Source organism: Gallaecimonas kandeliae (genome assembly GCF_030450055.1).
Classification (GTDB): Bacteria; Pseudomonadota; Gammaproteobacteria; order Enterobacterales; family Gallaecimonadaceae; genus Gallaecimonas; species Gallaecimonas kandeliae.
This window is the reverse complement of sequence record NZ_CP118480.1, coordinates 1,591,751-1,610,042: the sequence shown is the minus strand read 5'-3', so window position 1 is coordinate 1,610,042 and position 18,292 is coordinate 1,591,751. Positions and strand designations below refer to the sequence as shown.

The window sequence follows — 18,292 nt, the reverse complement described above, 5'->3', positions numbered from 1 at the left end:
GTGTGACTGATGAGTACAGTCTAGGCCGGGTCTTCAGAGCCGCAGCTGCCAGTAGCCGACATCCACCCAGCGGCCCTGCTTGAAACCCACCTCCTTGAGTTCCCCAACCTGGGTGAACCCCAGGCGCTCGTGCAGCGCTATGCTGGCCGGGTTGGGCAGGGCTATGCCGGCCAGCACCGTATGGCAATGACGGGCCCGGAGCTGGTCCAGCAAGGCGCCGTAGAGGCCCTTGCCCACGCCCTTGCCGGCGTGCAGCGGGTCCAGGTAGATGGTGCTTTCCAGGGAAAAACGGTAGGCGGAGCGGCTCTTCCAGGGGGTGGCGTAGGCGTAGCCCAGCAGGCCCTCTACCCCTTCGGCCACCAGCCAGGGCAGGTTCTGCCCCATTACCTCGGCCAGCCGCGCCGCCATCTGGGTCGGCGTCACCTCCTTTTCCTCGAAGGTGATGACGCTGTCCCTGACATAGCCGTTGTAGATGTCGGCCATGGCCTCGCAATCATAGGCAGTGGCGGGTCGGATCTTCAGGTTTTGCATGGCGGCACCCTCGGCTGTCTTTCTTCAAGCTTGTCGCCAGATGGCCAGGCTGGCAACCCTCAGCAGGCGCTCATTGCCGCAAGCCCCCGGCTTCAGTTGGCCACGCAGGCCAATACCAGCGTCACCTCCAAATCGGGCCAGCCCCCCTGGTTCTGGGTAGCCAGGCACTGGGGCCGCTGCAAGGCGGCTGGGTCCAGGGGTGAAAGGCTGGCTTGCCAACGGCCCGTCAACTTGCCGTTCAGCAGCTCAGTACTCTCCCCCGGCGCCAGGGTCACGGGGCCGCGCAGGGGATCGCCGCCGCTCAGCACCAGGCTGTGGCCGCTGCTGTTGCGGGCCAGGACGATGCGGACGTGTTCGGACGCCAAGGCGTTCAAGTCCACCGCCTGCCAGCCCGGCGTGGCACCGTTGCAACCGAACAGGAAGTGCAGCACCTGGGTATCGGCGCCGGGCTGGATCAAAGTGGCGCTTTGGCTCCGTTCAAAGGGCTCAGCCCCCAGTTGCGCCAGGTGCAACAGGAAGTGGGTGGTGCTGTCGGGGGTAACACTGATCTCACCCTGGATATGTTGATCGCCGTCCACCAATGGCCTGGCCGAGGTGTCGCTGGTGATACTGAGGTTGAAGGGTGGGTAGCAGCCGGCAGCGGTGGGACAGGCTCCTTGGTTGTCGCTGAACACCTCGCCTGGGCAGCAGTAGCCGTCCAGGCAGGTCCCGCCGCTTGGGCAGCTACGGTCGTCGGCACAGGCGACGGGTCTGCGGTAATCCCGGCCCAACAGGGCGCAAAGGCCAGGGGAGCGCGCCATGCTCCTGGCATCCCAGGAAACCGTCAGGCTGTCGCCTGGACAGAACAGCGAGGGGGAGACATGCAAGGTGGCGGGCGGGATGATGGGCGTCCTATCCAGCGTGCAGGCGGCAATGCTTAAGGCGGCCGCCAACAGGGCTATACGGCTGAGCAGTTCCATAGGTCCTCCCTGGACTCAAGGTGCTCACACCAGTATAGGGTCCCTGCCCTTGGCCGCCAGGATGGGGGCGACGATCAGGGCAGCGCCGGGTTTTGCTGCTGCGCCTTGAGGGCCTGCAACAGCGCTTCCCAGCGCTCGGTGGCTTTCTTCTGGTAGGCGGCGGCCATCTTGCCCTGGGTCAGGGCCGCCTTGTGGGCCTCGAGGCGGGTGTAATGGAGGGCCACCACGGCGTAGTCCTTGCTGTCCTCAAAGGCCGCTTCCACGTCCTTGACGTTCTGGTTGGTGTCGTCGATGAACACCACCTGCTTGATGGGCGCAGCCCCGGCCTGGCCGTTGTAGCTGTCCAGCATGCATTTCAGCACTGTGCCCTTGTTCTGGCCGGCCAGGTACATGACGCCCTGGCGGTAGCTGATGGGCCTGGTGCCGCTGGTGCAGGGCTGGTAGGGGCCGGCCAGGCTGGCAAGGCCGTTGAAGGTCAGGCTATGGCCGCTGACCAGCCCCAGCAGGGTCTGGGACTTGCCAGCCGGCAGCGCCGAGAACTGGTGCTCGGTGGCGGATAGATTGCTGTCGCCGCGGGCCGTTTCTACCAGCAGCCGCACCCCTTTGCCGCTGAGATCGCCCAGCACGGTCGGGATGGCCGGGTCCGTGTAGGGCATGTCGTTGGTCGCCAGCAGCAGCGCCGAGACCGTCAGCAGATCATTGAAGCTGTTGGCGACCCTGGGCTGGGCCATGGCATTGAGCTGGTCCTGCTGCCAGGAGAACCAAGCCGGGCCGCCCAGGTACTGGCAGGTCTCAAGGTCGTCCTGGTTGGGGCAGCTCATCATGGTCAGGGTGTCGTCATCGTCCATCACCACCAGCGTAGCGGCGGGATCCTTGGCCTTGGCCACCCACTGCTGCATCTCTTTGAAACTGGCGACGGTGTGATATTCGGACTTGGCCTGGCCGGCCAGGGGCGACAGGGCCAGGGCGCACAGCAGGGCGGAAAGGGGTTTGTTCACGTTGACTGTCCTTATGCCATTGGTGCCGGCAAGCCACCGGCGAAGAGGGGTTCAGGCCTGGGTCGGCAGTGGCAAGACCAGGCCGGTGGCGGCGCTGATGGCGCCGTTGATGGCACCCCAGATGGCCCCCACCATGGCGTTCCAGAGCTTTTCGATGGTCACCACCACCAACCCTTCCAGGGTGGCGAGGAAGTTCTTGACCATGTCCTTGAGACTGTTCAAGAAAAAGTCGCGGGTGGCTTCCGTTATCTGGCCGGTGGTGATGCCTTCTGCCACTGTGATGGCCTGCTGGCCTATGTCTTTGAGTTGGCGGTCGGAAAAGCCCTTGATGGTGGCGATATCCTGGTTCAACACCTGGTTGGTGGCGGTCTTGATGCTGGTCAGCAGCTGGTTGATGTCGATGGCGGCCATGGGTCTCTCCCTGGGTTAGCGTTTGAGGGCGGCTTCGTAGGTCAGGGCCTGGTCCAGGTAGATCACCACCTGGCCCCGGAAGGCCTTCACCTCCAAGGGGGTCAAGCCCTGGGCCTTGTCGGTATCGCGCATCATGGCGAAGGTCCTGGCCAGCTTGTTAAGGGCGGTGGCACTGGGAATGGCGGGGGCCTGACCTGTTTTGTCCCCGGCAATCTTGCGCACATCGGCCAGTACGTCATTGCTCGGCACCGGCCTGGCCGCCGACTGCAAGGACAAGGCGTCGAAGCGCCCGATCAGCTGGTTGTAGCCGGGCTCCCGGGTGCCGAAGCCGGCCTTGTCGGTGCCCCCTTCGGCGCTGGCCAGCAGCTCCATGGCGCTGCTGTTGACCGCCGTCAGACCGTCCATCAGCGCCTTGTCGTACAGGGGGGCCAGTTGGGTGGCGCAGCCGCTCAACAGCAGCAGCACCAGGCCCAGTACAGAGCCCTTGCCTGTGAGGCATTTCAAGATACCCATGCTTATCCTCCTTCCTTGGTCGGCCCTTTGGCCGCCAGGCATTGGGACCTCAGCCGAGGTCGGCTTTTTCCCGGTTTTTCAGTTCCACCAGCAGATCCCAGGAGCTGGCCGTGACCAGCGCCAGGTTCCAGATCACCAGCCCCACCACCAGGTAGAGGGCGCGGGTCTCCCCCAAGAGCAGCAGCAGGGCTACCACCATGAACATCACGTAGGTGAGCAGGGAGAGCAGGTAGATCTTGCGGGCGCCGCGCACCCGCACCTGGTCGGCACCCTCCTCCTTGGCGTCTTCCACCCAGATCCTGGCCGTGGTGCCCAGGGCATAGAGGGCCACCGCCAGCAGCGGCACGGCCACGCCCAGGGCTCCCGCTTCCGGGATCAGCAAGATCAGGGAGAAGATCACCAGGAACAGGAAGGCCTTGAAGGTGTGGCGGGCCAGCCGCTTGACGGCCCCGAAGCCTTCCTGGTTGAGCAGGGCATAGCGCAGGGACAGGCTGACAAACAGGAGTCCGGCGAAGGTGGCACTGACCTGGGACAACACCGTATAGAAACCGGCCCAATGGGCCAACACAGTACCAAAATCTTCCACTGATCTATCCTCGTTCCCTGCCCGGTTTCATCTTAGGTGCGGGTTGTTCGGCGCTTCTTCGAAGGTAATGGGCTTGGGCTTGTACCCCGACTTCCCCCTCCTTGCCGTAGTGCAGTTCCCCACACCTTGCCCAGGAGGTCCCTTCGTCCATGTCGCCGTAATCGGCAAATACATATCCAGCAGAGCCTAATGCATCGGAATAGGGCGCCGCAAGCGGCCCGCCACGACTCCGAGGGGTCAACAACGGCCGACGCCATCGGCAAGTTCACTGCCGAGCCGCTGGATCTGCCCAATGATGTCGACCAACTGCCGACCTGACGGCGTCAAGGCATACTGGGTGCGCGGCGGCACCTCGGCAAAGATCTGTTTCTGCAACAGGCCGTAATGGGTCAGCTTCTTCAGCCGCTCCGAGAGCACTTTGGCGGAAATACCGGCGATATGGCGCTCCAGTTCACCTGGCCTGATGACACCTTCATTGATGGCCAGCAGCACTGAAACAGACCACTTGCAACCCACGACGTCTTCGAGCTTACGGTCGTTGTTAATTTTTTTCTCCTTAGCTTTCGACAAGTTACACCAAAAAGTGCCTACCCCACCAAATTGTACCCGCTTTTTGGGGCCCGCCTATGACGCTAGCTTGGCGGGGTGCGCACACCAACGAAGATACCAATACTGGAGAGAAAGGATGAACACCAAAGCCATTTTTTACCATGCCGGATGCCCTGTCTGCGTCGCTGCGGAAGACAGCTTGGCCAAAGCCATAGACAGTTCCCGTTACCATCTGGAGGTGGTGCATCTGGGCAGTGACAGGGCCAGGATCGCCGAGGCCGAAGCAGCAGGAGTCAGGTCGGTTCCGGCCCTGGTCCTCGACGGCATGCCCTTCCACATCAACTTCGGCGCCAAGCTGTCGGACCTCTAAAGTCGTCAACGCCTCCCCATCGCGGGGGGCGTTGTTCCCAGCCAACGCCACAGCCGTTGCAGGACCTTTAGTAAAAGGCTAAGGGATGCCGATAGGGCCTCATCACCCTGGCGCCCCTGTGCCTCCATCACCTGTACGGGGGCGACAAGCCTGTAACCCCGCTTGGGGATAGTCTCGATGACCAGGGCAACAGCAGGGTTCATGGAAAGTTGATCTTTAACCGCGGAAAAGATGAAGGCGGCCAAGTCATTCAGGTGGAAGGGCAAATGACCCATAGCCGCCCGAGGCCGGCTCAGTCCTTGGCCCGGATCACCCTGTACATGTACCAGACCACGGCCAGGTTTATAGCCAGGACGGCGGCACTGAGCAGGTTGGCCTTAGTCACCAGTTCATAGAGTTCGAAAGGCAGGTAGAGGCCGCCGCTGATAAGGGCGAACCACTCGGTCCAGACCAGGGCATGCCAGAGGCCGTAGGCCTCGACTAAGCGCACGCCGGCATAGAGGCCGCAGCCGGCCAGCACCCACTGCAGGTTGGAGGGGGTGACCATGGCCGCTTCGTCAAAGGCCTTATGGACCAGGTGGTTGGCGGGGTTCAAATGCAGCTGGCCGGCAGCCATCTCGAGGAAATGCTGGAGGTTGTGTCCGACCAGCTTATGCAGGCCGAAACAGACCAGCAGTGCGATCAAACCCTTGGACGCCTCCAAGAGCGCCACCAGTTTCAGCCCTTTTTTTACCGATGCCATAACCACCTTTGATGCGGACAACAGAGATCCCGCCCGGACAGAGGCAGAGCATGCCGCAAAAGGGCGGCAGGGGAAAGTGGCCAGCTTTGCCTCGTTTCTTTCGGCGTCATAAAAAAGGCGCCTAAAGGCGCCTTTTTCGAGTCACGAGACGGGTTGTCACTTGCCGGCAGGGGCCGCGGCCTCGGCCTGGGTGTGCTTGGCCATCCAGGCCAGCACTTCCTTGTACCAGACCTTCTGGTTCTCGGGGTGCAGCACCCAGTGGTTCTCGTTGGGGAAGACCACCAGGCGCGAATCGATGCCTTGGCGCTGCAGGGCTGTGAAGCTGCCCAGACCCTGGCCGATGGGTACCCTGAAGTCCTTCTCGCCGTGGATCACCAGCATGGGGGTCTTCCAGTTCTTGACGAAGTTGGCCGGGTTCCAGCGGTCATACATCTCGCCGTTGTCCCAGGGGGTGCCCTGCATGTCGTGCTCGGGGAACCAGAGTTCCTCGGTGGTGTAGTACATGGACTTGAGGTCGAAGAGGCCGTCGTGGTCCACCAGGCACTTGAACTTGGAGGGCCAGTTGCCGGCGATCCAGTTGATCATGTAGCCGCCGTAGCTGCCGCCGAGGGCGCAGGCGTTGTCGGCGTCGATCCAGGGCTCCTGCTTGGCGATGAAGTCCAGGCCCTTTTGCAGATCCTCGAAAGGCCTGTCGCCATAGTGGCCGGTGATGGCGTCGGTGAAGGCCTGGCCGTAACCGGTGGAGCCGTGGAAGTCCACCATCACCACGGCATAGCCGGCGGCGGCCCAGAGTTCGGCATTCCAGCGGCCGTGCCAATGGTTGGAGAAGCTGCCCTGGGGGCCACCGTGGATGAGGAAGGCGACGGGGTATTTTTTACCTTCCTGATAGCCCACCGGCTTGATCCAGTAGCCGTAGACGGTCTCGTTGTTCCAGCCGGGAAAGCTGAACTGGGCGAAGTCGCCCATGTCGAGATCCTTGAGCTTGGCTTCGTTGGCGTGGGTGAGCTGCTTGAGGCCGAAACCGTCCTTGTCCACCACGTAGAGGTCGCTGGGGGCGTTGAGGGCGTCACGGGAGAAGAGTACCCGCCCTGCCCCTTCGCTGACGGAGCCGACGGTGCCGTCACGGCTCAGCACCTTCATGTCGCCGAAATCGACGTTGAAGGCGTAGAGGCCGTGCTGGCCTGTGTCCTGGGCCGTGACCAGCAGGGTCTTGGCGTCGGAGGCGAAGCGGATGGAGTCGGCACTGCGGTCCCACTGGGGGGCCAGCTCACGGACCTGGTTGGTGCGCAGATCTTTGAGCATGATGCGGTAGCGGTCGGACTCGTAGCCGGGGGTGGACATGGCCAGCCAGGCCATGTAGCGGCCATCGCTGCTGAAGGCGGGCTGGGCGTCCCAGGCCTTGTTGTCGCCGGTCAGATCCGTGGTCTGGCCGCTGGCGACATCGTAGGCGTAGAGGTCGAAATTGGTGGACCAGGAATGGTCCTTGCCCGGCGCCTTGGCGGAATACACCAGTTGGCTGCCGTCGTTGTTGAAGCTCACTTCTTCCATGCCGGAGAAGGGCTTGGCGGGGCTGTCGGTATCCAGGCCCTGCATGATGTCCTTGACGTCACCGGCCTTGCCGTCTTTGACCTCGGCCAGGAACAAATGGTTGACGAAATGGTTGTCCCAGGTGTCCCAGTGACGCACGAACAGCTTGTCGAAGGTCATGTCGGTGGACTTCTTGGCCTTGAGCTCGGCCATCTTGTCCTGGGTGCATTTGAGGTTGTCGCAGCCCGGCCAGACGGACAGTTCCACCACCAGCTTGTCGCCCTTGGGGCTCAGCTTGTAGCCCTGCACGTCCAGGGGCAGGCTGGTGACGGAGCGGGCTTCGCCGCCGGTGAGGTCCAATTCAAAGACCTGGCTGCCGTTGCCACGGTCGGCCAGGAAGAAAATGGCCTTGCCGTCGCTGCTGAAGGTGACGTCGCTCTCTGTGCCCTTGGCGCTGGTGAGCTGGCGGGTGGTGCCGCTGTTGAGATCCTGCCAGTAGAGGTCGGACTCGCCGTCCTTCTTGAGGCCGTAGACCATGGCCTGGCCGTCGGGGCTGATGACGGCGTCATGGACCTTGTTCATATTGATGACGTCGTCGATGGTCAGGGGCTTGGCCAGGGCCTGCCCACTCAGGGCCAGGGCGCTCAATGCCCAGATGCGTTTTTTCATTCTTATCTCCCTTCAATAAACAAAAAGGGCCAGGCAAGCGGCTGACCCTTTTTCCCAAAGTGCTTAGGCCTTGGCGGCTTCCTGGATGCGCACTTTCCATTCGGCCGGGCCCTGGTCGTGGGCGTTGTTGCCCAGGCTATCCACGGCCACCGTCACCGGCATGTCTTCCACCTCGAACTCGTAGATGGCTTCCATACCCAGGTCGGCAAAGCCCTTGACCTCGGCCTTCTTGATGGCCTTGGCCACCAGGTAGGCGGCGCCGCCCACGGCCATCAGGTAGACGGCCTGGTGGTTGCGGATGGACTCCACGGCGGCCGGGCCGCGCTCGGCCTTGCCGATCATGCCGATGAGGCCGGTCTGCTCCAGCATCATGTCGGTGAACTTGTCCATGCGGGTGGAGGTGGTGGGACCGGCCGGCCCAACCACTTCGTCGCGCACAGCGTCGACTGGGCCGACGTAGTAGATGAAGCGGTTCTTGAAGTCCACCGGCAACTCTTCGCCGTTTTTGAGCATCTCCTGGATGCGCTTGTGGGCGGCGTCGCGGCCGGTCAGCATCTTGCCGGACAGCAGTACTGTCTCACCCATCTTCCAGCTGGCTACCTCTTCCTTGGTGACGGTGTCGAGGTTGACGCGGCGCACGTTCTGGCCCACTTCCCAGGTGACTTCAGGCCAGTCAGACAGCTTGGGCGGGGTCAGTTCGGCCGGGCCATTGCCATCCAGGTGGAAGTGCACGTGGCGGGTGGCGGCGCAGTTGGGGATCATCACCACCGGCTTGGAGGCCGCATGGGTGGGGGCGGACTTGATCTTGATGTCCAGCACAGTGGTGAGGCCGCCGAGGCCCTGGGCGCCGATGCCCAGCTGGTTGGCCTTCTCGAAGATCTCCAGGCGCAGCTTTTCTTCGGTGGTTTCGGCGCCACGGGCTTTCAGCTCATGGATGTCCACCGGATCCATCAGGGATTCCTTGGCCAGCACGGCGGCTTTCTCGGCGGTGCCGCCGATACCGATACCGAGCATGCCCGGGGGGCACCAGCCGGCGCCCATGGTGGGCAGGGTCTTGAGCACCCACTCAGTGATGTCGTCGGAGGGGTTGAGCATGGCCATCTTGGACTTGTTCTCGGAGCCGCCGCCCTTGGCGGCGATGGCCACTTCCACGTGGTGGCCGGGCACCATGTCGATGTGCACCACGGCCGGGGCGTTGTCCTTGGTGTTCTTGCGGGCGCCGGCCGGGTCAGCGACGATGCTGGCGCGCAGCGGGTTGTCCGGGTTCATGTAGGCGCGGCGCACCCCTTCGTCCACCATCTCCTGGACCGTCAGGTCGGAGTCCCACTGCACCTGCATGCCTATTTTGACGAAGCAGGTGACGATGCCGGTGTCCTGGCACAGGGGGCGGTGGCCTTCGGCGGCCATGCGGGAGTTGATCAGGATCTGGGCTATGGCGTCCTTGGCGGCCTTGGACTCTTCGCGGTCGTAGGCTTCCTTCATGGCCTGGACAAAGTCCAGGGGATGGTAGTAGGAAATGTACTGGAGGGCGCTTTCGACGCTCTCGATAAAGTCTTCTTTACGGATCACGGTCATTTGCTCACCTGGACTGGCGTCCTTATCGGTATAATGTGCCGCTAATGATACTAAGCCCCGGCCACGGAAACCAAGCCTGATGGAACTCAAAAGCCTGGCCCTGCCCTATCTGGACAGAGACGCCCTCGCCGCCCGCTTCGCCCCCCTGAGCGCCAGGCCCTGGGCGGTACTGCTGGACTCCGCCGCCCCTGCCCATCCCCACAGCGGCCTGAGCCTCTTCAGCGCCGAGCCGCGCCACCGGCTCACCGCCAGCGGTGAAAAGGTGTTCAAAGACGGCGAACCGCAGCCAGGCATATCGCCCCTGGCTGCCCTGCAGGCCATGGTGGCGGACTGGCCCAAGGTCGAGACGGAGCTACCCTTCGCCACCGGCGCCATCGGCGCCTTCGCCTACGACCTCGGCCGGACCCTGGAAAAGCTGCCCCGCCTCGCCGAACACGACATCGCCCTGCCCGACATGGCGGTGGGCTTCTACGACTGGGCCGTCCTTTCCGACCACGACAAGGGTGAGAGCTATCTGGTGAGCCTGGACGACCCCTATGAGCGCCTGGCCTGGCTGGAGCGCCAGCATGCCGAGGCGCTGCCGGACTTTCACCTCACCGGCCCCTGGCAGTCCAACATGAGCCGCGAGCAGTACGGCGAGAAATTCCAGCAGGTCCAGGCCTACATCCAGAGCGGGGACTGTTACCAGATTAACCTGGCCCAGCGCTTTGCCGCGCCCTATGAGGGTGACGAATGGCAGGCTTATCTCAAGCTGCGCGGCCAGAACGCCGCCCCCTTCTCCGCCTTCCTGCGCCTGGAAGACGGCGCCCTGCTGTCCATCTCCCCCGAGCGCTTCTTGAAGGTCGATGGCAGGGCCGTGGAGACCAAGCCCATCAAGGGCACAATGCCCCGTGACCCGGATCCGGCAAAAGACGCGGCCAACGCCGAGCGCCTGCGCCACAGCCCCAAGGACAGGGCCGAGAACGTGATGATCGTGGATCTGCTGCGCAACGACCTCGGCCGGGTGGCGGCGCCGGGCTCGGTCAAGGTGCCGGCGCTGTTCGAGATAGAATCCTTCCCGGCCGTGCACCACCTGGTGTCCACCGTCACCTGTGAGCTGGCAGGCAGCAAGACGGCCGTCGATCTCCTGGCCGCCGCCTTCCCCGGCGGCTCCATCACAGGCGCCCCCAAGGTGCGGGCCATGGCGATCATCGAGGAGCTGGAGCCCCAGCGGCGCAGCTTCTATTGCGGCTCCGTCGGCTACCTCGACGCCGCCGGGCGCATGGACAGCTCCATCACCATCCGCACTTTGGTGGCCTGGCAAGGCAAGCTCTACTGCTGGGCCGGCGGCGGCCTGGTGGCCGACTCCGATGAGGAAGCCGAGTACCAGGAGACTCTGGCCAAGGTGTCCCGCATCCTGCCGCTGCTATGAGAAGAAGTTTCACCACCGACTTCCTGCTGCGCCCCCTGGAGCCCAGGGCCCCAGGCCTGCAGCTGGCCACGCCCCGCGAAGCGGCGGTGCTGATCGCGGTGTTGGACAAGCCAGAGCCCAGCATCCTCCTGACCCGCCGCACCAGCACCTTGCGCCACCACGGCGGCCAGGTGGCCCTGCCCGGCGGCAGGGTGGATGCCACCGACCCCGACCACGCCGCCGCCGCCCTGCGCGAGGCCTGGGAGGAAGTGGGGCTGCCACCGTCCGAGGTGCAGCCCCTCGGCCGGCTCAACCCCTACCACACCGTCTCCCGCTACCGCATCACCCCCGTCGTCGGCCTGGCGCCGGCCGATTTCCCCTGGCAGCTCAGCACGGAGGAAGTGGACGCCGTCTTCGAGGTGCCTCTGTCGGTGGTGCTGGATCTCAACGCCTACCAGGTGCTGACCATTCCCCGCCTTGGCCAGAGCCACGACGTCTATTTCCTGCCCTGGAACGGCTGGCTGATCTGGGGCGCCACCGCCGCCATCTTCCAGGATCTGGCCCTGCACCTCCGATGAGACAAAAGTTGACGTTTTGGTAAGCTGGGTTGCCTTGTCAAAATTGACGTACAGGTTCACACTCAGCCCCCAAATCAAGGACCCAGCAGGTTTTTTGCCATGATCTCCGTATTCGACATGTTCAAGGTGGGCATAGGCCCCTCTTCTTCCCACACCGTCGGCCCCATGAAGGCGGCCAAGAAGTTCACGGAGATCCTGGAAGAACAAGGCCTGCTGGACGGCGCCACCGAAGTGCAGGTGGAGCTCTACGGCTCCCTGGGCCAGACCGGCATAGGCCACGGCACCGGCAAGGCGGTGATCCTGGGCCTCTGGGGTGAAGATCCGGACAGCGTCGACGTGGACAGCATCCCCGCCATCCTCGCCGCCACCGAGAAGGAAGAGAAGCTGAGCCTGCTGGGCAAACACGAGGTGGCCTTCCCCAAGAAGGGCGCCATCGTCTTCCACCACCGCAAGACCCTCAAGAAGCACTCCAATGCCATGAAGCTGGTGGCCTTCAAGGGTGAGGAAGAGCTGCTCAGCAAGATCTACTACAGCATCGGCGGCGGCTTCATCGTCGCCGACGAGGACTTCGACGCCGAGAAGGAAGCGGCCATAGTGGCGGCCGACGCCACCCGCGAGCCCTACCCCTTCGATTCCTGCGACCAGCTGATGGCCAAGTGCAAGGAGCATGGCCTGTCCATCTCCAGCCTGGTGATGCAGAACGAACTGGCGCTGCGCTCCAAATCCGAAGTGGAAGACGGCCTCTGGAGCATCTGGGAAGTGATGAAGGCCTGTATCGACCGCGGCTGCAAGACAGAAGGCATTCTGCCCGGCGGTCTCAAGGTCAAGCGCCGCGCCCCTGGCCTCTACCGCAAGCTGGTGGCCGAGGGTGACCGCAATGTCGACCCCCTCAACACCGTCGACTGGGTCAACCTCTTCGCCCTGGCGGTGAACGAGGAAAACGCCGCCGGCGGCCGGGTAGTGACGGCCCCCACCAACGGCGCCGCCGGCATCATCCCGGCCGTGCTGGCCTACTACGACAAGTTCATCCAGAAGGTGGACCGCGAAATCGCCACCCGTTACCTGCTTACCGCCGCCGCCATCGGCAGCCTCTACAAGAAGAACGCCTCTATCAGCGGCGCCGAAGTAGGCTGCCAGGGTGAGGTAGGCGTGGCCTGCTCCATGGCCGCCGGGGCCCTTGCCGAGATCCTCGGCGCCAACGCCGGCCTGGTGGAGAACGCCGCCGAAATAGGCATGGAACACAACCTGGGCCTGACCTGTGACCCTGTCGGCGGCCTGGTGCAGGTGCCCTGCATAGAGCGCAACGCCATGGGCGCCGTCAAGGCCATCAACGCCGCCCGCCTGGCCCTGCGCGGCAGCGGCGAGCACAAGGTCAGCCTGGACAAGGTCATCAAGACCATGTTCGACACCGGCAAGGACATGAAGGCCAAGTACAAGGAAACGGCCCGGGGCGGGCTTGCCGTCAACATCATCGAGTGCTGATCAGCCAGCACTGCTACTTACTAAAGTAAAAAACCACCTTCTTAGAAGGTGGCTTTGCAAAAAGGCCCCCTAGAAGGGGGCTTTCGTATTTATGAGATCTTCTAGGACTTTGATTGCTGCTGCACTCATCAACAGGTCTTGCCAGACCCTGCCTCTCTCAGCTGGAGCCCTCGTATTACCTCGGTTAAAAGACAACTTCGTCTTCTTACGAGACAGAGAGAAAAAGTTACATGGTGTCTAGCGACGGCTCTCTACGGGCATAGCCCCGACTTGATGATCACCACCTCCATAGGAGGTGGTTTAACGCTGAAAACAAGAAGGGGCCAGAGGGCGCCTTTTTTAGTCGTTGAATACGGCCACACAGCCCCGGCCGGCCTGCTTGGCCTTGTACATGGCAAGGTCGGCATCGCGGATGAGGGTCTCGGGATCCAGCCGCTCGAGGCCCAGCAGCCGGATACCGATGCTGGCCCCCACCACCAGGGCCTTGCCGTTGAAGGTCAGGGGCTCTTGGATGGCGGCGATGAGCTTGATCGCCACCAGCCGTGCCTTGTCCTGGGCCCGCTGCCGGTCCGTGTCCGAGCACTGCATGAAGACCACGAACTCGTCGCCCCCCAGGCGGCTGACCACGTCTTCACTGCGGACAGAGGCCAGCAATCGCTGGGCTACCGCCACCAGCACGGCATCACCGGCGTCGTGGCCATGGTCGTCGTTGATGGGCTTGAAGTCGTCAAGGTCGATGAGCAGCAGCGCCTTGTGCAGGCTGTGGCCGGCGCTGCTGGCCATATCCCGCTCCAGGCATTTGGCCAGCAGGCGCCGGTTCGCCAATTGGGTCAGGGGGTCGACATGGGCCAGGTGGCTTACCTTGGCCAGCGCCTCGTCACGGGCCTGCACGAAGGGCCGGATCACCCAGAGGTAGATAAGGGGGCTGGACAGCAGCGCCAGCCAGGTGACATCGAGCGCCGCCTCCAGGTAGATCCCCAGCTTGTGAGGAACCAGGCCCAAGACCAACATGATGGTCAGTTCCACCGAGGCGATGATGGCGGTGATCCTGAGCACCACCTGTGCGGGCGTGAGTAGCTTGATCATGCTGCTGGCGACACCGAGGCAAGACTGACTCCTTATAAATTAACACGCTTTGCCGCCGTACAGGCCCTGCCACTCAGGTAGCGCCGGCAATATCGCCTCGAAGAAGAAGCGCCCTTTGGGAAAAGTCGGCGCCAATTGCCCGAAGGCTTCGGGCGTCACCCAGCGGGCCTCGGCCACCTCGGCAGCGGCCGGTCGCAACTTGCCTCCCACAGCTTCAGCCAGCCACCAGTGGAGCTCATAGTCGGCGCCGTCCGCCACACATTGCCAGACTTCGCGCAGCGGTTGCACAACAAGGCCCAGCTCCTCCCGCACTTCCCTCACCAGGGCCTCGGCCTGCGTTTCCCCGGGCTCCAGCTTGCCCGCCGGGGGCGTCCAATACCCCGCCCCCGGCACCTGGCCGGCGCGCTTGATCGCCAATACCCGGCCCTCATTGATGATGACGGCCACCACCGCCCTGCCCTGTCTGCTCTTCATCCCATGCGCTCCTTATCGCTGAGCCCGCCGGCGCTCCCGGCTGGCCCCAAAGCCAAGCATGGGCCAGGCCGGGATCACTTCGCCAAGGGGGAGTCGAGGAAGGCAGCCACCATCGCCGCCAAGGCGCCGTGGCTCGTCACCTGCATATGGTTCGTACCGGGCAGTATGGCCAGTTGTGCCTGGGGAAGGCGCCGGAAGCTCTCCACGGCATGCTCGGGGCGGATCACGTCGCTGTCGCCGATCACCACCAGGGTCGGCGCCCTGACGGCGCGGACGGTATCGGCCGGGATGTCCTTGAAGTCGCGCACGCGCTGGGCCGCCTTGTCGTGCATCAGCCGCAGGTTACCGGGCTCGGGGGCCACGGCCAGGTAGGCCTGCTGCAGCTCCTTTGGCATGTTCTCCAGCCTGGCGTTGTCCATCGCCTCCCAGAGCCAGGGGTAGGCGCCGTCACGGCTGAGGAGCGCCGAAAGAAGCACCAGCTTGCGTACCCGATGCGGATACCGGCTCGCCACCAGCAAGGCGATGGTGCCGCCGTTGCTGAACCCCAGCAGATCGGCCTGCTCGACGTGCAGGTAGTCGAGCAGCGCCGCCGTATCGTCCGTGGACTGTTCGAAGCTGAAGGGCCGCTCCTTGATGTCCGCCGTATGGCCATAGCCCTGCTGCTCGAAGGCGATCATCTGCCGTTGCCGGGCCAACGCCGGCAGCAGCTGGCCGAAGGAGGTCTGGATGGTGTCGCCACCGCCGTGCAGCAGCACCAGCGGCGGCTGGGTTGAGCTGGCGGCGCCGTGGATCTCGAAATAGAGCCGCAGGCCGTTGACGGGGGCGTAGCCGGTGCGGACAGGCTGTTGTTTCTGTTCCATCTGATATTGCTCCAGGCTCGGTGCTGCCCTTGCCAGGGCTATCCCCAAAATAAAGAGAAGTGCCGCTGCGACCAGCGGCAGTTTGGAGGCGACACTGCGCCCTTTTCCCACTGTCAAAGCCATGAGGCTCTCCTGTCGTCCGGGCCAGGGCGCCGTTTCGCCATGGCCTACTACAGCTGGTCGAACGGGGAGCACCGGGATCGACAGCCGCCGAAAAAAAGCCAAAAAAAGGGCACCCTGGGGCGCCCTTCTTGGCTCAGCCTTCTACCGATACCGGCTGGGGAGGCGCCGGCTGGCTGCTCAAGCGCTCCAGGGCCGGATCCAGGCAGGCCCAGCTGGGCGCACTGTCAGACCAGATGTTGGCGCCGGGTTTGATGGAGGAGGGCTCGTCCAGGTTACCGGCGCGGACAACCCTGAACTGGGGCCGGGCCGACGACTGGGCAAAGAGGTGGCAGCCGCAGCCTGGGCAAAACTGGCGGGTGATGGTGTTGCCGCTATCTGCCGTGCTGCTGTACTCGGCAAGCGTCCCTGAAACGGCCAGGCTTTCCGCGGGAACCACCAGGTTCACAGTACCATTGGCCGCTATGTGCTGGCAGTCACGACACCAGCATACCCTGGCCGCCAGGGGCTCGGCGGCCAGCCTGAAATGCACAGCCCCACAAAGGCAACGCCCTGTTCTTTCCGTCATTTTCCCTTCCCTCTTGGTGTTGATGCAGCCCAAGACCGGGCTGCCCTGCATTAGCGACGAACGTACACTTCCTGCCAAAGGGTTATCAGCCCCCTGTCATCAAACTTCAGCAGCAGCATGGCTTCAAAGGCGTCCAGGTAACCGGCCAGCCTGCGGACCTTGGCCCCCATCACTATGACCACCCTGTCCTCGTCACAGAGGTATTCCTGCACCTGGTAATCAATAGCGGCGATGGTCGACTTGAAGCCGTTGAGAAAGGTCAGGTAGGTGGCGCGGTCGGCCTCGTATTCCCGCCCATTGGCCTTCACCACGAAGGACTCGGCAAAGCATTGCGCTATGTCTTGCTCCGATATCGCCACCGTCGCCACCAGGTGCCGGCGGTTCCACGCCAGCAGCCGCTCTGCCAGTTGTTGGGTCCTGCTCAATTACAGCTTCCTTTTCCTTCAATCTTGTTAAGGCCGGCTCCGTCACCCGGCTTAAAGGGCGGCCGCACCGGCCGCCGCCACTTGCAGATCCTGCTCCGGCAACATGCCCGCCACCCCTATGGCACCTATGATCTTGCCGTCCCGGACCAGTGGAATACCGCCCGCTATGGGCGTGGCATCCCCAATCGCCAACAGCCGCAGGTGGACGCCCCCTTGCGAAAGGGCCCCCTCGAAAACCTGGGTGGGCCTCTTGAACTTGACGGCCGCCTCGGCCTTGGCTGTCGCCACCGCTATGCTGCCGAACTGGGCATGGTCCAGCCGGTGCAGGGCAACCAGTTGGGCGGCGCTGTCGACGATGGCGATGATGACCGCAAGGCCATTGGCCACCGCCTCTTCTTCGGCGGCGGCCAGCACCCGCTTGGCCTCATTCAGCAGTATGGGATTGCCATATTCGATAACCTTTGCCGATGTCATCTGGGATCTCCTTATTCGAAGTGGCGCCGGTGGCTAAAGACTGCCTGCCATGACCATCCGGGCGCGGTGGAATTTCGTGGCCTCTGGAGCCAGGCAGCCCCCAAAGACAGTCAAGATGGGGCCAAGGCCCCGTCTGGTACTAAAGAATCGCATGCACCCATCGGCATGCCGTTGTCAGTCCCTTGGGTTCGCGGTCAGGCCTCATCCGGGTCCGGCCAGACATTGGCGTTTTCCTCGAAATCGGCCCGCTGGGGCCGCACCACGCAGAACCGCTGGCCCGTAGGCGCCTCCATGATCCACCAGGTCTTCAGCTTCTGGACACGCTTGGCCCCCAGCTTTTCTAGCCGGCATGCCTCCGCTTCGACGTCGTCGGTCTCGATATCCAGGTGCACCCGGCTTTCATGCCGCACCGCCTGGACCAGGATCTTCATCTCCTGGGGCGGTCCTTCAAGCAGCCGGTAGGGCTCGGCCGGATCCGCATCGGCTTCGGCCGTCCGCCCTATGGCCGCCGCCCAAAAGCGGGCTGCGGCGTCGATGTCATCGGTCTGGCAATCGATGATGATGTTGCTCAAGCGACTCTTATGCATGATGGCTCCCTGAGACGAGTGGTGTTCCGGTGCCATGACGCCGTCAGCGGCTGTGGTGGCATACCGCTTCGAGATTGCGTCCGTCCAGACCAACGACGAAGGCGGCGTAGTAGTTGGCGTGGTAGTGGGGACGGAGCCCGGGCGCGCCATTGTCCCGGCCCCCCGCCGCCAGCGCGGCCCGGTACAAGGCGTCCACCTGCTCCCGTGTCTCGGCAACGAAAGCGACATGGAGCGGCGCCGGTTGTACTGTGGCCTGGTAGAGGCAAAGCGACGCATCGCCCCTGCCACACAGCTCCATGCCGTAGGCCGGAACCCCTCCGCCCCGGCCTCGACGCCCAGGGGCGCCAGCGCCTTTAGAAAAAAGCCCTTGACCGCACCGTGATCGCTGACACCGAATTTGACGTGATCAAACATGCCACCTCCGTTTCGGGTTGCCATCAGGCATCAGGCCACAGCAATGCCGGGCCTGGGGCGCTCTAAAAAAACCTGTCACCCCGGATAATCCAGCGCCCCCTGGTAGTAGTTTGAAAACACCTCGTTGACCTGGGCATAGAGGTTGCCCGGCATGAACTTCACCCTGGTGATAAAAAGATAGAAACAGTTTAGGGGCTGGTCGGCGGGGCCCAGCTTGCAAAGCTGGGTGCCAAAATCATCAAGCAACGTCTGCCCGACCAAAGGTCCGAAATTGCTGTAAAGATTGTCCCGCTCAAAGCCATTGACGAAATTTTCCATCGCCGTCAGCATCGCCATGCTGTCGATTGGTGATGATCCCATTCTCGCTTTCACCTCTTCAGTTTCATAATCAACATCAAGGGCAA

General features: G+C 63.4%; 22 protein-coding genes and 1 pseudogene. 4 read left to right on the top strand and 19 right to left on the bottom strand.

Annotation, left to right across the window (positions count from 1 at the left end):
• Positions 1–33: 33 nt before the first annotated feature.
• The 7 genes from PVT67_RS07810 to PVT67_RS07780 all read right to left on the bottom strand — a co-directional run bounded on the left by PVT67_RS07810 (position 34) and on the right by PVT67_RS07780 (position 4,568).
• Positions 34–531: a GNAT family N-acetyltransferase gene (locus PVT67_RS07810; RefSeq protein WP_301499341.1), complete on the bottom strand. Its 498-nt coding sequence runs from the start codon at positions 529–531 to the stop codon at positions 34–36.
• A gap of 92 nt (positions 532–623) precedes the next feature.
• Positions 624–1,490 (bottom strand): hypothetical protein, encoded by an 867-nt coding sequence (locus tag PVT67_RS07805; RefSeq protein ID WP_301499340.1) that lies wholly within the window; start codon positions 1,488–1,490, stop codon positions 624–626.
• A gap of 74 nt (positions 1,491–1,564) precedes the next feature.
• The gene (locus PVT67_RS07800; RefSeq protein ID WP_301499339.1) at positions 1,565–2,488 is read right to left on the bottom strand and encodes a DUF2608 domain-containing protein; all 924 of its coding nucleotides are present in this window, start codon (positions 2,486–2,488) and stop codon (positions 1,565–1,567) included.
• Between the two features lie 51 nt (positions 2,489–2,539).
• Positions 2,540–2,899, bottom strand: coding sequence for a hypothetical protein (locus PVT67_RS07795; protein ID WP_301499338.1), 360 nt, complete (start codon positions 2,897–2,899; stop codon positions 2,540–2,542).
• A 15-nt stretch (positions 2,900–2,914) separates the two neighbouring features.
• Positions 2,915–3,412: a hypothetical protein gene (locus PVT67_RS07790; RefSeq protein WP_301499337.1), complete on the bottom strand. Its 498-nt coding sequence runs from the start codon at positions 3,410–3,412 to the stop codon at positions 2,915–2,917.
• A gap of 49 nt (positions 3,413–3,461) precedes the next feature.
• Positions 3,462–3,998, bottom strand: a complete 537-nt coding sequence (locus PVT67_RS07785; protein ID WP_301499336.1) for a hypothetical protein — start codon at positions 3,996–3,998, stop codon at positions 3,462–3,464.
• A gap of 237 nt (positions 3,999–4,235) precedes the next feature.
• Positions 4,236–4,568 carry a winged helix-turn-helix transcriptional regulator gene (locus PVT67_RS07780; protein WP_301499335.1) on the bottom strand — a complete coding sequence of 111 codons (333 nt, stop codon included), beginning with the start codon at positions 4,566–4,568 and terminating at the stop codon, positions 4,236–4,238.
• 115 nt (positions 4,569–4,683) lie between these two features.
• Between PVT67_RS07780 and PVT67_RS07775 the strand changes: the two genes are divergently transcribed.
• Positions 4,684–4,917, top strand: coding sequence for a thioredoxin family protein (locus tag PVT67_RS07775; RefSeq protein ID WP_301499334.1), 234 nt, complete (start codon positions 4,684–4,686; stop codon positions 4,915–4,917).
• Between the two features lie 292 nt (positions 4,918–5,209).
• Here PVT67_RS07775 and PVT67_RS07770 read toward each other — a convergent pair whose 3' ends face one another.
• From PVT67_RS07770 to PVT67_RS07760, 3 genes are all read right to left on the bottom strand, one after another.
• Entirely contained in the window at positions 5,210–5,659 is a 450-nt protein-coding gene (locus tag PVT67_RS07770; protein ID WP_301499333.1) for a DUF2127 domain-containing protein, read from the bottom strand.
• Positions 5,660–5,815: 156 nt separating this feature from the next.
• Positions 5,816–7,855, bottom strand: coding sequence for a dipeptidyl-peptidase 5 (locus tag PVT67_RS07765; protein WP_301499332.1), 2,040 nt, complete (start codon positions 7,853–7,855; stop codon positions 5,816–5,818).
• Positions 7,856–7,918: 63 nt separating this feature from the next.
• Entirely contained in the window at positions 7,919–9,430 is a 1,512-nt protein-coding gene (locus tag PVT67_RS07760) for a fumarate hydratase (RefSeq protein WP_301499331.1), read from the bottom strand.
• A gap of 76 nt (positions 9,431–9,506) precedes the next feature.
• On the opposite strand from PVT67_RS07760, the gene pabB reads away from it, so the two are divergent.
• From pabB to PVT67_RS07745, 3 genes are all read left to right on the top strand, one after another.
• Positions 9,507–10,841: an aminodeoxychorismate synthase component I gene (gene pabB / locus PVT67_RS07755; protein WP_419181034.1), complete on the top strand. Its 1,335-nt coding sequence runs from the start codon at positions 9,507–9,509 to the stop codon at positions 10,839–10,841.
• A complete protein-coding gene (locus PVT67_RS07750; protein WP_301499329.1) occupies positions 10,838–11,398 on the top strand; it encodes a CoA pyrophosphatase in 561 nt (186 codons plus the stop codon). Before pabB ends, PVT67_RS07750 begins: the two co-directional genes overlap by 4 nt.
• A 99-nt stretch (positions 11,399–11,497) precedes the next feature.
• Positions 11,498–12,880: an L-serine ammonia-lyase gene (locus PVT67_RS07745; protein WP_301499328.1), complete on the top strand. Its 1,383-nt coding sequence runs from the start codon at positions 11,498–11,500 to the stop codon at positions 12,878–12,880.
• A 339-nt stretch (positions 12,881–13,219) separates the two neighbouring features.
• Here PVT67_RS07745 and PVT67_RS07740 read toward each other — a convergent pair whose 3' ends face one another.
• From PVT67_RS07740 to PVT67_RS07700, 9 genes and pseudogenes are all read right to left on the bottom strand, one after another.
• Positions 13,220–13,966: a GGDEF domain-containing protein gene (locus PVT67_RS07740; protein WP_301499327.1), complete on the bottom strand. Its 747-nt coding sequence runs from the start codon at positions 13,964–13,966 to the stop codon at positions 13,220–13,222.
• Positions 13,967–14,005: 39 nt separating this feature from the next.
• A complete protein-coding gene (locus PVT67_RS07735) occupies positions 14,006–14,440 on the bottom strand; it encodes an NUDIX hydrolase (protein ID WP_301499326.1) in 435 nt (144 codons plus the stop codon).
• 74 nt (positions 14,441–14,514) lie between these two features.
• A complete protein-coding gene (locus PVT67_RS07730) occupies positions 14,515–15,423 on the bottom strand; it encodes an alpha/beta fold hydrolase (RefSeq protein WP_301499325.1) in 909 nt (302 codons plus the stop codon).
• Between the two features lie 133 nt (positions 15,424–15,556).
• Positions 15,557–15,988 carry a GFA family protein gene (locus tag PVT67_RS07725; RefSeq protein ID WP_301499324.1) on the bottom strand — a complete coding sequence of 144 codons (432 nt, stop codon included), beginning with the start codon at positions 15,986–15,988 and terminating at the stop codon, positions 15,557–15,559.
• A 50-nt stretch (positions 15,989–16,038) separates the two neighbouring features.
• On the bottom strand, positions 16,039–16,413 hold the full coding sequence (locus PVT67_RS07720; RefSeq protein WP_301499323.1) for a hypothetical protein: 375 nt from the start codon (positions 16,411–16,413) through the stop codon (positions 16,039–16,041).
• A gap of 51 nt (positions 16,414–16,464) precedes the next feature.
• Positions 16,465–16,887, bottom strand: coding sequence for a GlcG/HbpS family heme-binding protein (locus tag PVT67_RS07715; RefSeq protein ID WP_301499322.1), 423 nt, complete (start codon positions 16,885–16,887; stop codon positions 16,465–16,467).
• Between the two features lie 194 nt (positions 16,888–17,081).
• On the bottom strand, positions 17,082–17,474 hold the full coding sequence (locus PVT67_RS07710; protein WP_301499321.1) for a VOC family protein: 393 nt from the start codon (positions 17,472–17,474) through the stop codon (positions 17,082–17,084).
• 43 nt (positions 17,475–17,517) lie between these two features.
• A pseudogene (locus PVT67_RS07705) lies at positions 17,518–17,888 on the bottom strand (VOC family protein).
• A 75-nt stretch (positions 17,889–17,963) separates the two neighbouring features.
• A complete protein-coding gene (locus tag PVT67_RS07700; protein ID WP_301499320.1) occupies positions 17,964–18,224 on the bottom strand; it encodes a hypothetical protein in 261 nt (86 codons plus the stop codon).
• Positions 18,225–18,292 lie beyond the last annotated feature (68 nt).

What these genes read in the sequence shown, in the direction of transcription:
- PVT67_RS07810 (WP_301499341.1), bottom strand. Translation starts at nt 531, where the DNA reads ATGCAAAACCTGAAGATCCGACCCGCCACTGCCTATGATTGCGAGGCC.
- PVT67_RS07805 (WP_301499340.1), bottom strand. Translation starts at nt 1,490, where the DNA reads ATGGAACTGCTCAGCCGTATAGCCCTGTTGGCGGCCGCCTTAAGCATT.
- PVT67_RS07795 (WP_301499338.1), bottom strand. Translation starts at nt 2,899, where the DNA reads ATGGCCGCCATCGACATCAACCAGCTGCTGACCAGCATCAAGACCGCC.
- PVT67_RS07790 (WP_301499337.1), bottom strand. Translation starts at nt 3,412, where the DNA reads ATGGGTATCTTGAAATGCCTCACAGGCAAGGGCTCTGTACTGGGCCTG.
- PVT67_RS07775 (WP_301499334.1), top strand. Translation starts at nt 4,684, where the DNA reads ATGAACACCAAAGCCATTTTTTACCATGCCGGATGCCCTGTCTGCGTC.
- PVT67_RS07770 (WP_301499333.1), bottom strand. Translation starts at nt 5,659, where the DNA reads ATGGCATCGGTAAAAAAAGGGCTGAAACTGGTGGCGCTCTTGGAGGCG.
- PVT67_RS07765 (WP_301499332.1), bottom strand. Translation starts at nt 7,855, where the DNA reads ATGAAAAAACGCATCTGGGCATTGAGCGCCCTGGCCCTGAGTGGGCAG.
- PVT67_RS07760 (WP_301499331.1), bottom strand. Translation starts at nt 9,430, where the DNA reads ATGACCGTGATCCGTAAAGAAGACTTTATCGAGAGCGTCGAAAGCGCC.
- PVT67_RS07750 (WP_301499329.1), top strand. Translation starts at nt 10,838, where the DNA reads ATGAGAAGAAGTTTCACCACCGACTTCCTGCTGCGCCCCCTGGAGCCC.
- PVT67_RS07745 (WP_301499328.1), top strand. Translation starts at nt 11,498, where the DNA reads ATGATCTCCGTATTCGACATGTTCAAGGTGGGCATAGGCCCCTCTTCT.
- PVT67_RS07740 (WP_301499327.1), bottom strand. Translation starts at nt 13,966, where the DNA reads ATGATCAAGCTACTCACGCCCGCACAGGTGGTGCTCAGGATCACCGCC.
- PVT67_RS07735 (WP_301499326.1), bottom strand. Translation starts at nt 14,440, where the DNA reads ATGAAGAGCAGACAGGGCAGGGCGGTGGTGGCCGTCATCATCAATGAG.
- PVT67_RS07730 (WP_301499325.1), bottom strand. Translation starts at nt 15,423, where the DNA reads ATGGCTTTGACAGTGGGAAAAGGGCGCAGTGTCGCCTCCAAACTGCCG.
- PVT67_RS07725 (WP_301499324.1), bottom strand. Translation starts at nt 15,988, where the DNA reads ATGACGGAAAGAACAGGGCGTTGCCTTTGTGGGGCTGTGCATTTCAGG.
- PVT67_RS07715 (WP_301499322.1), bottom strand. Translation starts at nt 16,887, where the DNA reads ATGACATCGGCAAAGGTTATCGAATATGGCAATCCCATACTGCTGAAT.
- PVT67_RS07710 (WP_301499321.1), bottom strand. Translation starts at nt 17,474, where the DNA reads ATGCATAAGAGTCGCTTGAGCAACATCATCATCGATTGCCAGACCGAT.
- PVT67_RS07700 (WP_301499320.1), bottom strand. Translation starts at nt 18,224, where the DNA reads ATGGCGATGCTGACGGCGATGGAAAATTTCGTCAATGGCTTTGAGCGG.